The organism is Pseudoalteromonas sp. TAB23 (genome assembly GCF_000498075.1).
Lineage (GTDB): Bacteria > Pseudomonadota > Gammaproteobacteria > Enterobacterales > Alteromonadaceae > Pseudoalteromonas > Pseudoalteromonas arctica.
This window is the reverse complement of sequence record NZ_AUTP01000339.1, coordinates 35452-48629: the sequence shown is the minus strand read 5'-3', so window position 1 is coordinate 48629 and position 13178 is coordinate 35452. Positions and strand designations below refer to the sequence as shown.

Below are 13178 nucleotides of genomic sequence, written 5' to 3'. Positions count from 1 at the left end.
GTTTTCGTTGCCTGGTAAAATCATTATATCTTGCGTTATGCGCGGGTCTTCAGCTACCACAACGGCAACACCATGCTCTACAAAGTAACGGCCAACAATTGGCGCGCGCTCGTTAGTAAGCACTTTTATAATACGTGCATCGCATTTTGAGCCAGAGCCACGTTTAGTGCCTTTAGCTAGTACAATGTCACCATGTAACACCATATTCATTTGGTGCTTAGCAATAAACCAATCTTTACTCTCGCCTTCAACTTCTAAAAAGCCAAAACCGTCTCTGTGGCCTATTACTTTGCCTTTGGTTAAACCGGCTTCGTCAATTAGGGCATAGCATTTAAATTTATTAAAATACAGCTGTCCGTCACGCTCCATAGCGCGAAGGCGGCGTTTAAATGCTATTTGGCGTTCGTCATCGTTTACTGCTAGTTCTTCACATAATTGCGCGTAGTTAGCAGGCTTTGAACGCTCTTGAAGGTGAGTAAGTATAAACTCACGACTAGGGACTGGGTTTTCGTACTTTTCTTGTTCTCGACTGAGATTTGGATCTTGGTTTGACATTCACTATCTTGTTAGTTGGTTATGTAGGTATTTTAACCCATATAGTTATAATGAGACAGGTAAAAGCGATTAAACTTTTAAGAAAGCACTTTTACCTTGCTGTTTATCTTGCTGTATAGTTTAAAAATCTAGCGCAATGGGGCTTAACGACCCCTTAACTGCAAAGTGTTTAGTCATATCGTAGTAATGCTAAAACCTTTTCTTATACTATTTTTTTTGTAGGTTTTTCCACAGCAGTTTACTTATATTATCAATAAAGCTTGGGTCTTCCTCTTTCATTGTAAGCAAAATTTGCTTATTCATTTGTGTTTTATTTTGAGCGTAAATCCAACGATTTTTATTAAATTGCTGGGCAAACTCAAGTGCACCCGCTTGTAGTTCGTCGTTATTTGCAAACACAGCTTCAACTACTTTGTTCTCTAGCAACTGCTGTGCACCAACACGCTCTCCTGACATAGCTAAACGATTAAAGAATGTTTGCGAAATTGCTTTATTAATTATAGGAAACATCGACGGTACAAACGGCACCATCACATCCACTTCAGGAAAACAAAAGAAGCCTTTGTCTGATTTCATAAATCTAAAATCGCACGCACACGCAAGCACAGCACCATTGCCATAGGTATGCCCGTTTAACGCAGCAATAATAGGCATAGGAAAAGTAACTATGCGCTTAAACAAGTCACTTATTTGAATCATAAAGTCAGAAATAGCTGCAGGTAAAATACTTGGATTAGACATCCATTGAAGGTCTATGCCTAATGACCAGTTTTTGTCACTCGAGGACGTTAAAATAACTGACTTAATATTTTGATCTGCTTCAATGTGGTCAAGGTGTAAATTAAACTCAGCCAAAAACGCTGGATTGTGACGGTTTTCAGCGGTATTCATGGTGAGTATAGCGGTGTTATTTTTAGTTGTTAGTTCTATTAGATTTGCCATTAAACCCTCTTTTAACGCTTTTTAAGCTAACTTTAAGCGCTGTTCGTTACTTTTAAATAACATAGTAATACTTTGCTTATAATTTATAAACCTACTATTTAAAGCCATCCTTTTTGTTTAGCTATACGCGCAGCATCTATACGGTTAGTGGCGTTTAGCTTAGCAATAGCGTCTGATAAATAATTACGTGTGGTACCTTCACTTATAAATAACTGCTTGGCTATGTCGCTTGTTTTAAGGCCGTCGCTTGCAAGTTTAAGTGCTTTGCGTTCTTTATCGGTAAGTGGATCTGCGTCGTCTAATGCATTAATAGCAAGCTCTGGGTCTATCACTTTTTGCCCCTGCATTACTTTTTTAAGCGCATTTATTAGCTCTTCACTGGGTGCTTCTTTTAAAATAAAACCTTTAACGCCTGCCGTAAGCGCTCGCCTAATATAACCCGCACGAGAAAATGTGGTCATAATAACCATTTTTATAGCGGGGAACTTAGTGGCTATTTTTTCACTCAGCTCTATACCATTCATGGTTGGCATTTCTATATCGGTTAAAATTATATCGGGATGTAAATCACTATCAAGCGCTTCAATTGCATTAAGTGCATATTGCCCGTTACTTGCTTGCCCAATAATCTCAATATTAAAATCGAGTCCTAACAATGCTGCTACTGCGTCGCGCACAAGCGCTTGATCTTCCACTAAATACACTCTGATCATTGTAAATCCTTAGCTGAAATTGGTAGCATTACATTTAAAGTAAAAATATCGCCACAGGTAAATGTTGCACTGCCATTGAGTTGCTCTGCTCGCTCTTTAATACCATTTAGGCCATTGCCCGAATTTAATGTAGAGCACGGTGCACGATCAATAACGGTAATGAGTAGCTGCTGCGCTGTTTGTTCTATATTTATTTCGCAATTTTTTGTGCTGCTATGGCGTAGCAAGTTGGTAACGGCTTCTTTAATTATAAGGCCGGCGATGCCCTCGACTTTAGCGGGTAGAGTATTTAAAACCACATTAAATGAAACGTTAAAGTCTTGTTCTATTAATCTTTGTTTTAACTGTGCTACTTGGCTAACAAGGTTAAGCTGTTTTAAATCACTAACGGCGCTTCTTACATCACTAAGTAACTGCCTTGCAAGATCGGCCACTTGTGCAATTTCGCTATTTGCTTGAGCGTAACGCTCACCTTGGTTTAATTTATTGGCAAGCTCAGCTTTTAAAGCAATAGATGACAATGAGTGGCCTAAAATATCATGCAAGTCGCGGGCTATCCGTTCACGCTCAGCAATTGCTGCTAATTGCTCTAATTGGTTAGCGCTTTCTTGTTCGCGCTTTTTGTATAAGCTTTCTCTCTTTGCTGCAATACCGTAACTAAATAAGGCTGCACATAAAATCAAAGCAACGGCTAAAAAGTATTGAACCTTCCCTATATCACCAATATATGCGCTTAATAAAACCGTAGATATAATCGCGAGTGCAGCATAAATTCTTTGATGGTAGCTGTATGCATAGCCTGCTACGTACGCTGCAAAGCCAAATAAAGTAGGAGTACCTGTGGTGTAAAAAGTGGCGCAAAAACAAATTAATAGCATGGCTACAAACAACTTGGTCACCCCTGCACTTTTGCAGTTTATTGCTTTTACATATAAAAGAATAAAAGCAACATAAAAGGCTAAAGACATCGTTATTTGGTTAGCAGTAAAGCTCGCAAAATTAATTATTAGTGGGAGTAAATAAAAGCCTGTAAAAATTAAATGCCCATATTTCCAAAAACCTTTATCACTTTGTTGAGAAAAGGAGTTAAGCGAGCTCATACTAATACCTCAGGCATATTATTTTTACTTATAGCACTATTTTTATTAATTAACATAAAAATGCACGCCAGCATAAAGCAATCTGCGTACGTAATCGTAAAACTTAACGCCTCTAGCACTTCATTAATAGTTAAGCTGATTAAAATTAAAGAATTCATAATTATCCCCTGTTGAGTAAGGTAACTATGCCAGCGTATAAAAATAATAAGAGTGTGAAGTGTCATCAACTTTTATGACATTTGTCATGCGATAAAAAAATTCATCTTAAGAATTTTTAAGCAATGTTAATATGTTCAAAAAGTACAACAAGGAAACTAAATGCAGTCTCAGCAGCAAAGTTTAATTTATTTGCACATAGCGGTATTACTTTTTGGCGGAACCGCTTTATTTGCCAAGCTTATTGGTCTAAATGCTTTAGATATTACCGTTTACAGAACTGCAATTGCAGGAATGGCTATTTTAGCCATGCTGTATTTTCAAAAAAAACAAATTAAACTAAACAAGCCTAAAGACTACCTTATTGCATTATTTTTAGGTGTTGCGGTGGGTATTCACTGGGTTACCTATTTTGCTGGTATGCAAATGGCCGGTATAACTATTGGAATGCTGGCATTTTTTAGCTATCCCGTAATGACGGTGTTTTTAGAACCCTTATTTAATAAAAGCAGGCCAAAAGCAAAAGATATAATAAGTGCAGCGGTGGTTGTTTTAGGTATTTACTTATTAGTACCAAGTGCAAACTTAGGCGACGATGTGACCTTGGGTGTAATAACAGGTGTGATATCGGCATTGTTTTTTTCAATCAGAAACATTACCCATAAGCGCTACTTTAGCCAATATGGTGGCCCGCAAACTATGTTTTATCAAACCTTAGTGGCAAGCATTATGCTGTGCGCATTTATAGAAGTGCCAGTGTATGAGGTTAGTCATCACGACCTAATTTTAATTGCCATAGCGGGTGTTATTTTTACAGCTACACCACACTCGTTATTTGCAGCAAGTTTAAAGCATTTATCAGCGGCAACTGCGGGGTTAATTTCTTGCTTACAACCACTTTATGGCACCATACTGGCTATAGTAATTATTCATGAACGTCCTACTGTTATGACGTTAGTTGGTGGAGCGCTTATTGTTAGTGCCGCTTGTTTTGAAACGTGGTCAATCACTAAAAAGGCTCGACAATGAAAGTATTTGCACACCGAGGTGCCAGTGGGGATTTTCCTGAAAACACCAAAAGCGCTATTTTAGAAGCGTTAAAAGTAGGTGTTGATGGTATTGAAGTAGATATTCAAAGTTCCTTAGATGATTACATGTTAATACACGACTCATGGCTCGATAGAACCACCAGCGGTAAAGGTAGGGTGAGTAACTTTACGGCACATGAACTCTCTAAACTTGATGCTGGAAATGGTGAACAAATTCCTACTCTTCAGCAGTTGTTTGATTGGAATAATAATAAATCTTTATTAAATATTGAGCTTAAACATACATTTGAACTAGAAAGGTTTGTGGCTCAACTTGAAGAAAACATTGAGGCTAACAAAATATCGAAAGCCAATATTTTAGTATCATCGTTTGATCATCATCAACTACAGTGGCTTAAAAGCAAGCTACCATGGCTTAAAATAGGCGCCCTTACTTCTTCTATTCCAATTAACTATGCAAAGTTTGCAAGTGATTTAAACGCTTATAGCGTACATGCAGATAAAACCTTTATAAATAAGGCTTTTGCCGATGATGCAAAAAAAAGAGGCTTAAAGATTTATGCTTATACGGTCGATAGAGAACAAGATATAGCGCTAATGCTTGAGTATGGCATAGACGGAATTTTTACAAATTACCCAGCGCGAACCAAAGCTTACTTGTTATCGTTACAAAAAAGCTAACTTACACCTCCCTAACTAAAATAAGAATCGTAGGGCTTAAGCATAATGAGTAGTTTTATGAAAATTTATAACTATATAGAGCAAACATTCTTTTTTACGTTAACGCGTAAAATAGTCGGTAATTTGAGTTTTGTATTATTGTTCCAAGCAATTACGTTATTTTGGCTGCATCAGAGCTTAAGCGAACAACAGCAAAGTACAGGGCTATTTTGGCTACTTACGCTTGTTATTATATCTGGTTTTATTTTTACTCTTTTTTATATGCGTTTTTTAATTGTTCGCCCTGTTACTGCTATGCGCGATACTTTGATAAAAATAAACCAACAAGATGCAAATTTAGCAGCAAAACTTCCCCACTTTTCGTATGACGAATTTAAAGATTTAAGTTCACAATATAATATATTTACTGCCCATTTAAGTGAGTTACTCAGCACAACATATAACAGTGCTCAAGCTAGTGCACACAGTAATATACAAGTCACTGAATCGATGAAAAATACTGAGCAATCAAGTGAGCAACAAATACAGTTAAGCCACAGTATTATTAATGCCAGTATGCAAATAACCCAAAGCTTACAAAACATAGTAAATAATACAGATAGCGTGCATAACGTTAATAATGAACACCTTAACTTTGTAAAACTATCTGCATCAGAGCTCGCTGCTTTAGTAAAGCAGGTTAAACTTATTACTAATATGCTAGGTAGCTTTTCAAATACAATTGCGGGACTGAAAGAGAATAGTGAAAACATTCGTAGTATTTTAAAAATGGTTGAAGAGTTTTCTGATCAAACTAATTTGTTAGCCCTTAACGCCGCAATAGAAGCAGCTAGAGCGGGTGAAGCTGGCAGAGGATTTGCCGTAGTTGCAGACGAAGTACGCACACTTTCAATAAAGGTAAGTGGCGCAACTAGGCAAATAAGCGACTTTATAAATCAGATGAATGATTTGGTAAACGAGACAAATAAAGAGTCAGAGCAATTAATGATTCACTCCAATAATGCACAAAGCTCAATTAGTGCAACCTGTGAGGGTTTTACAAAAATGCTTAGTGAGTTTGAGCACAACCAACAACAACTACAACAAATAGCCAGTGCTGTACATATGCTTGAGGGCACTCAAACTAATACTCACCAATCGGTAGAGCAAATAGTAGCTTTAGGTGAGCAAGCTAAACAGCAAATAGATACGGCATTAGCCGATAGCGAGCAATCTCAACAGTTAAGCTTACAGACCCAACAACAGTTAAAGCGCTTCGTGCGCTAAGAAGCGTTTTCGGGCTCAGAGAAATATGGTAAATTACGCAGCTATTAATTTAAGTGTGTGAAGTGTGTGAGCAACCCTACCCCAGACTATGAAAAATTAGCCCTACAAATAAAAACCTGGGGGCAAGAGCTTGGTTTTAGCGAAGTAGGTATTACTGATATTGACCTATCTAAGCACGAAGCCCAATTGCAACGCTGGCTTGATGCTGGCTACCACGGCTCGATGGATTATATGGCTGCTCACGGCATGAAACGCGCTCGCCCTGCTGAATTAGTACCAGGTACACAGCGTGTTATATCCGTAAAAATGAATTATCTCCCTCCCGATGCTGGCTTTGCAAAAACCTTAAAAAATAAAGAAAAAGCATACATAAGTCGTTATGCACTGGGTCGTGATTACCATAAATTAATGCGTAATCGTTTAAAAAAACTTGGCCAAAAAATAGAGCAAGAAATTGGCGAATATGGCTTTAGGCCCTTTGTAGATTCAGCCCCGGTACTTGAGCGTCAACTTGCAGAAAAAGCCGGTTTAGGGTGGCGTGGTAAGCATTCGTTATTGATTAATCAAGAAGCAGGATCGTGGTTTTTTTTAGGCGAGCTATTTATTGATTTACCTCTACCAATAGATGCAGAGAATACGTTTGAAGGCTGCGGAAAATGTGTTGCTTGTATCACTCTTTGCCCAACAGGTGCAATTGTAGAGCCTTACGTTGTTGATGCACGTAAATGCATATCGTACTTAACGATAGAACACCAAGGCCCCATACCCGAACAATACCGAACTTTATTAGGCAACCGTATCTATGGTTGTGATGATTGCCAGTTGGTATGCCCTTGGAATCGTTATGGACAAATAACGGATGAAAATGACTTTCATCCCCGTACTCAATTAAAAAATAAAGATTTACTTGAGCTATTTGCTTGGGATGAGCCTACATTTTTAAAAAATACCGAAGGCAGCCCTATTCGCCGCATAGGTCACGAACGTTGGTTACGTAATATAGCGGTCGGTTTAGGTAATGCAGAGTTTAGCCCGGCTATTATTCATGCCTTACAAGATAAAAGCCAAATATGCAGCGAGCTTGTTTTAGAACATATTGAATGGGCGCTTGCTCAACAAAACGATAAACAACGATTACAAATTCGTAAAACGGCTAGGTTAATCAGAATCGTAGAAAAAGGCTTACCCAGAGATGCATAATGCAGTTGGAGTAAGCCTTAAAGTAACATTATTTGATTAAGTATATTTAGCTCTTTAAAAGCAATGACAGGTCTTGCTCAATTTCAGCAAAAGCTGCTTTTACCTTTTTAACAGACTCCTCTCTGGCCACTGAGTTTTGGATAGTTTCATCTACTTTTTTATAAATAAACACCTCCTGATCTTCATCTAATCCCATTGATGGGATACGTTCTTCGAGCTCTTCTTGTAACTGTTTAAACACTTTTTCGTTGTTTTGACGGTTGTCATTCAATAAGCTAATTAAGCCATGAAACTTACTGTGAACTGTACTTGCTACGGCATTAAGTTTTGCTTGTTGTGATTCAAGCATTTTCTTAGTCATGATGGCGCGTAGCTGCTGCTCGGTAACACTGACAATAAAACATACGTGGTCGCGTATACGCCCGTGCTTATCTGGATCGTGATCAGGCATATTTAAAATAAGTAAGCTAATCAATTCATAGTTAACTAAAATTCGATGCGAAAATTCATGTAAACGCCCTTTATTTTTAAGCATTTCAAATAGCTCCACCACAATAGGTGAACACACGCCACTTAATGCAAAGTGACTAATTTCATCGTTCTCTCTAAACTCAATATTACTTTGCAAATCAAAAGATTGTAGGCAATCTATAAGCGCTTTACCTAGCTCTTGAGGGTCGTTAATAAAACCTATGTTTTCAACGTAGTTAACTATCTGCCCCATTTCACTGCTGTTAGCCATGGCATTAAATGCAGTTGATGTAGCATCTTCAACTTGCTTTTCAAGGCTTTGTTTTTCAACAAGTACTTGGTTTAAATTTTTAAGCTTTGACTTAAGTTCATCATGGCCAAAGGGTTTTACAATATAGTCTTCTGCACCAACCGAGTAGCCTTCCATGCGCTCTTCAACTGTGCCACGAGCAGACACAAACATAACAATAATGTGTGCTGTATTTGGGTTTGCTTTAAGTGCCTTACATACTTCATAGCCGTTCATTTGCGGCATACTTACGTCGAGCAATATAACCTGAGGCATATAGCCTTCAACCATGTTTAAACACTCAGGACCACTTGTTGCTACTTGTAATTCAAAATCAAGCTCCTCTAAAATTTCCTCAATAATTTCAAGGTTAAAGGGTTCGTCATCAACGGCAAGTATTTTAGTTAAGGCCATAATTTATCATCCATTCAAATTCTCAAAAAAAGTTACTTGGTATGCTAACTAGCAATTAATTACTGTGTTGTATTAATTGATCTTCAGCCAAATGATCATCTAGATTTATTTCTAATGGCACCTGTATAGATATAGTTGCACCACCATTTTCGTTGTTACGTGCAGTGATCTCACCTTGATGTAAAGACACAAACTCTCTACACAATGCAAGGCCCAATCCGGTACCACCGGCACCGCTATTTGTTTTGCTGCTTTGTACAAACTTAGTAAAAATATGTTCCAGCTCATCCTCTGGTATACCGACCCCATTATCGGTAACTTCTATAGTAGCAAGCTTATTATCTGACTCTAAATTTACCCGTATTTTACTTTTGGGTTCGCTAAATTTAAGTGCATTACCTAATACGTTTCGAAGTAACTGATTTATTTGCTCTTCATCACATTGCGCAATTACAGGTAATGGCTGCGCGGTAAATACAACCTCAATTTCTTTTTCCATTGCCGTACCAGATACATCATCAATACTTGTTTTTATAATGTTCGCTAAATTATATGGACGAGGATTAAATGGAAACTTACCCACATCTAGCTTAGATAGGTCGAGTAAATTATTTAGTAACGACAGTAAACGCTCACCACTACTCTCTATTCGCGATAGGTATTTAATGAGTTTCTCTTTTGCAAAATCTCCAGTTTCTAGTTTGCTTAAACCAAAACGTGAAAAGCTTAAAATAGAGTGCATAGGTGTTCGAAGTTCATGCGACATGTTTGCTAAAAACTCTGATTTACTTAAGTTTGCAGCCTCAGCGACGTTTTTAGCGTGCTCGAGTTGTGAAGTACGCGCTCTTACTTGCTCTTCAAGGAGATCTTTTGCTTCAAGTAGTAAATCTTCTTTTTGCTTGAGGTGAGTTACATTTTTAAATATTACGGCAAGTGCTATTTCGCCATGGTGATCTATCTCATTAAAAGATCCCACTAACGGTATATAGCCCCCTGCAGTTTTAGATAAACGTAAGTCGCAGCTAAATTGGCGATTACTATTTAATGTCGAAATTTTATTTTTGATACCTAACGTTGAATCATCATCTAAAAAGCTAAATACTGATTTACCTTCTAGTTCGTTAAACGGTAAGTTAAATAGTTTTAAACAAGCATCATTAGCTTCTATCACTCTACCGCACTTCTCAAACAACATAATTGCATCAGGCGTATGCTTATAAATAACCTGAAGTAGGCTGTCTTTTTCAATCAGGGCATCAACCGTATCTTGTAGCCTTTCAACAAGTTCTGCGTTATGGCGTTTTAATAACTCTGTTTGCCACAGTTTATGTATTGATTGTAATAATGAGCTGTCGTTCAATGGCTTAATAAGTACGTCTTCTACACCTTGACGAATAGCTTCAATCATTGAAACTTGATCGGGACGTGAGGTAAATAATAAGCAACGGCAATGTGGTTGCATTATTTTTAAGTTTGAAAAAATTTCTAAACCGGTTCCGTCATCTAAAACAAAATCACTTATTAGTATATCGATTTGCTTTTCTTTCGTAATTTCTAAAGCTTCTGCAGAGGTGGTTGCTGTATGGGTCTCGATATGAGCACCAATCAAGCTGTTTTTCATTTTTTCGAGGCGCTCAGGAACATGATCGACGAGTAAAATAGTAGGTAACTGCAAAATATGATTAGAGCCTAATTCTAGTAGGCTCTCTAAAAGAGAAGTAATTTCTTTATTAGAAAAAAACGGGTAGATCACGGTTGCGTCAGGCGCAACATGATTTAGCTCACTAAACGCAGTTAGTTGCTCACCACTTTGTGCTTTTGGAGCAAGCAGCATAAAACGCTCTTGCGCTACTTGGCTAACAAGCGGTTTTATAGAATCAACAGGCACACCATGGGCAACAACAACTAAGTCGTAGTCGCCTATATTGGTATACATGTCTAGCATGCTGAAATGAATTAATTCGACTTCACATCCTATTAATTCTAAAAGCACTTTCACACGCATTGCGATGACACTGCTACTATCAACAATTAATATTTTTCGAATCATCAAGCTACACTTCAAATTAATAAACTTAATATGTTAATAGCGTAGACTATTTTTATTTAATTGGCATAAACCCTTCGTCTTATTTTGTAAAAAAATATTACAACATTATGAAAAATAATTTATTCCAGATGTTTTCCAAAAATAGTAAGGCTATACGCCTTATCATCCATTATGGCAACGCTTGGCAACTCACCCCATATTGCAAAATCAAAATGCTTAAACAATTTAACACTCGGTAAGTTATGACTAAAAATAAAGCCGAGTAATACTTTAATATTTAATTGCTTAGCTTGTGTTTGAGCAAATATCATTAGCTTTTTACCAAGCCCTTTACCTTGCGCTTTACTGGTAATGTAAATGCTCATTTCTACTGTGCCGTCGTAAGCTGGGCGCCCATAAAACGATTTATAACTTACCCAAGCAAGTACTTGGTTATTTTCGCAGTAAACGTAAATAGGCCTTTTATCGTTGTGGCTATTAAACCAGTCACGCTTTTCGTCAACGCTCACTTCTTGCGTATCTGCAGTTACCATTCGCCCTGCAATAGTTTCGTTGTAAATGGCTACAATTTCATTAAGATCATTAATAGTTGCTAAACGGATTGTCATAGGTCATTAGAGGGTTGATCAATTTGTTCCATATTAGCGTATGATTATCCAATCAAACAATCGTAAAGTTTAGGTAATGTAATGCTTAAAATAATTATAATAGGTTTAACGGCTTTACTTATTAATGCTCCCCTTCAAGCTCAAACACCATCAACCATAAATAAAACCTCTACACAGGACTGCCAAGATTTTACCAATGTAGATATACGAAAGCTTCGCTCAAAAGAATCTATTAACTTGTGCCAATTCAAAAATAAACCTTTGTTAATAGTAAACACGGCAAGTAATTGTGGTTTTACATATCAATTTAAAGGCCTTGAAGCGCTATATCAACAATACAAAGAGCAAGGTTTAGTCGTATTAGGGTTCCCCTCTGATGACTTTTTTCAAGAAGAAGACAATGAAAAAGAAACAGCGAAAGTATGCTTTGTAAATTATGGTGTAACTTTTCCCATGTTTGCCACCAGCAAAGTTCGTGGTAGCGAAGCAAATCCAATTTTTAAATATTTGAATGAGCAAACTAGCTCTCCAAATTGGAACTTTTATAAATACTTAGTGTCTGCTGATCGTAAAACAGTTTTACGGTTTAACAGCAAAGTGGCACCTAATTCAGAGCAAATGATTACTGCAATTGAAACTGCGTTTTCTGATAAATAAGTTTATACTGGTACAATTAGTTGAAACTAACTAGAATGATATTTCAATTCGGTAAAAAAAACACCACACTATACTCGGGAGATTTTATGACAGTAGCAAGCGCACGACATATACTTGTAGACAGTGAAGCACAATGCTTAGACTTAAAAACAAAAATTGAGCAAGGCGAAGACTTTGCTGAACTAGCAAAAGCACATTCTAATTGTCCTTCAGGTCAGGATGGCGGTGCTCTTGGTGAGTTTGGCCCTGGTATGATGGTTCCAGAGTTTGATAAAGTTGTGTTTTCTGCGCCAATTAATCAAGTACAAGGCCCTGTGCAAACTCAATTTGGTTATCATTTACTTGAAGTTACTAGCCGTTCAGAATAAATTTAACAGTACTGTAAGTAACATTTGATAAAAGCCGCTTATGCGGCTTTTTTATGGAGTAATTATGCAATTAATTGGTTCTGTACCTTCACCTTACGTGCGCCGCATTAGAATTTGGGCACAACAAAACAGCTGCAAACTAGAGCTTGTAAGTCTCGATATATTTTCTGAGCAAGATCGCCCTACTATGGCCAGTAAAAATCCAGCTCGAAAAATCCCAATACTGGTAGATGGCGACTTAACTCTTAGTGACTCTAATTCTATATTGCGTTATTTACTTGAAAAAACAGGTCAGCCAAAACTAACGTGGCCTCAAGAGCACTTACTTACGACTATAAATGCTTGTAACGATTCGTTAGTAGAAATGGTGTTATGTAAACGTTCTGGATTTGACACCAAAAGCGATAAATTATTTTTTAATCTGCAAAACGAACGTATTGAACAAACATTAAGCTTTTTAAATACCCATTTAAGCGATGAAGAATTTAAAAGCTGTGAATACCTCAACATCAGTTTATACTGCCTGCTTGATTGGATTTGCTTTCGCGAATTAGCTGACTTTAGTCAGCATTCAGCGCTTGTTGCTTTTCATAAGCAATATGACGAGCGCCAAGCAGCAATAGACACCAATCCTCGTCACTAATTTAAAAGGGTAAACA

The 13178-nt window shown here is 37.3% G+C and carries 14 protein-coding genes; 7 read left to right on the top strand and 7 right to left on the bottom strand.

The features are described from left to right. From L654_RS0122840 to L654_RS0122820, 4 genes are all read right to left on the bottom strand, one after another. On the bottom strand, positions 1-555 hold a 555-nt coding region (locus tag L654_RS0122840; RefSeq protein ID WP_029753757.1), incomplete at its 3' end, for a winged-helix domain-containing protein. 207 nt (positions 556-762) lie between these two features. Next, positions 763-1497, bottom strand: coding sequence for an enoyl-CoA hydratase/isomerase family protein (locus L654_RS0122835; RefSeq protein ID WP_024609139.1), 735 nt, complete (start codon positions 1495-1497; stop codon positions 763-765). 98 nt (positions 1498-1595) lie between these two features. Further along, positions 1596-2210, bottom strand: coding sequence for a response regulator transcription factor (locus L654_RS0122825; protein ID WP_024609138.1), 615 nt, complete (start codon positions 2208-2210; stop codon positions 1596-1598). Further along, the gene (locus L654_RS0122820; RefSeq protein WP_024609137.1) at positions 2207-3310 is read right to left on the bottom strand and encodes a sensor histidine kinase; all 1104 of its coding nucleotides are present in this window, start codon (positions 3308-3310) and stop codon (positions 2207-2209) included. The genes L654_RS0122825 and L654_RS0122820 overlap by 4 nt, the downstream gene beginning before the upstream one ends. A 318-nt stretch (positions 3311-3628) precedes the next feature. On the opposite strand from L654_RS0122820, the gene L654_RS0122810 reads away from it, so the two are divergent. The 4 genes from L654_RS0122810 (at position 3629) to queG (ending at position 7662) form a co-directional block, all read left to right on the top strand. Further along, positions 3629-4495, top strand: coding sequence for a DMT family transporter (locus L654_RS0122810; RefSeq protein ID WP_010554316.1), 867 nt, complete (start codon positions 3629-3631; stop codon positions 4493-4495). Then, the gene (locus L654_RS0122805; RefSeq protein ID WP_024609136.1) at positions 4492-5196 is read left to right on the top strand and encodes a glycerophosphodiester phosphodiesterase family protein; all 705 of its coding nucleotides are present in this window, start codon (positions 4492-4494) and stop codon (positions 5194-5196) included. Before L654_RS0122810 ends, L654_RS0122805 begins: the two co-directional genes overlap by 4 nt. 45 nt (positions 5197-5241) lie before the next feature. Beyond that, positions 5242-6462: a methyl-accepting chemotaxis protein gene (locus L654_RS0122800; RefSeq protein ID WP_024609135.1), complete on the top strand. Its 1221-nt coding sequence runs from the start codon at positions 5242-5244 to the stop codon at positions 6460-6462. A gap of 66 nt (positions 6463-6528) precedes the next feature. Further along, complete coding sequence (gene queG, locus L654_RS0122795; RefSeq protein WP_007579922.1) at positions 6529-7662, top strand: tRNA epoxyqueuosine(34) reductase QueG; 1134 nt, start codon at positions 6529-6531, stop codon at positions 7660-7662. A 46-nt stretch (positions 7663-7708) separates the two neighbouring features. Here the strand turns inward: queG and L654_RS0122790 are convergent, their stop codons facing one another. The 3 genes from L654_RS0122790 to L654_RS0122780 all read right to left on the bottom strand — a co-directional run bounded on the left by L654_RS0122790 (position 7709) and on the right by L654_RS0122780 (position 11494). After that, on the bottom strand, positions 7709-8836 hold the full coding sequence (locus L654_RS0122790) for a response regulator (RefSeq protein WP_010554312.1): 1128 nt from the start codon (positions 8834-8836) through the stop codon (positions 7709-7711). 55 nt (positions 8837-8891) lie between these two features. Continuing rightward, positions 8892-10886 (bottom strand): ATP-binding protein, encoded by a 1995-nt coding sequence (locus L654_RS0122785; RefSeq protein WP_024609134.1) that lies wholly within the window; start codon positions 10884-10886, stop codon positions 8892-8894. Positions 10887-11005: 119 nt separating this feature from the next. Then, positions 11006-11494 (bottom strand): GNAT family N-acetyltransferase, encoded by a 489-nt coding sequence (locus tag L654_RS0122780; RefSeq protein ID WP_007579917.1) that lies wholly within the window; start codon positions 11492-11494, stop codon positions 11006-11008. Positions 11495-11575: 81 nt separating this feature from the next. Here L654_RS0122780 and L654_RS0122775 point away from each other — a divergent pair, with 81 nt between their 5' ends. The 3 genes from L654_RS0122775 to L654_RS0122765 all read left to right on the top strand — a co-directional run bounded on the left by L654_RS0122775 (position 11576) and on the right by L654_RS0122765 (position 13162). Further along, on the top strand, positions 11576-12151 hold the full coding sequence (locus L654_RS0122775) for a glutathione peroxidase (RefSeq protein WP_024609133.1): 576 nt from the start codon (positions 11576-11578) through the stop codon (positions 12149-12151). A gap of 86 nt (positions 12152-12237) precedes the next feature. Continuing rightward, positions 12238-12519: a peptidylprolyl isomerase gene (locus L654_RS0122770; RefSeq protein WP_002958009.1), complete on the top strand. Its 282-nt coding sequence runs from the start codon at positions 12238-12240 to the stop codon at positions 12517-12519. A 64-nt stretch (positions 12520-12583) separates the two neighbouring features. Beyond that, positions 12584-13162: a glutathione S-transferase family protein gene (locus L654_RS0122765; protein WP_007579913.1), complete on the top strand. Its 579-nt coding sequence runs from the start codon at positions 12584-12586 to the stop codon at positions 13160-13162. The last annotated feature ends 16 nt before the right edge of the window (positions 13163-13178 follow it).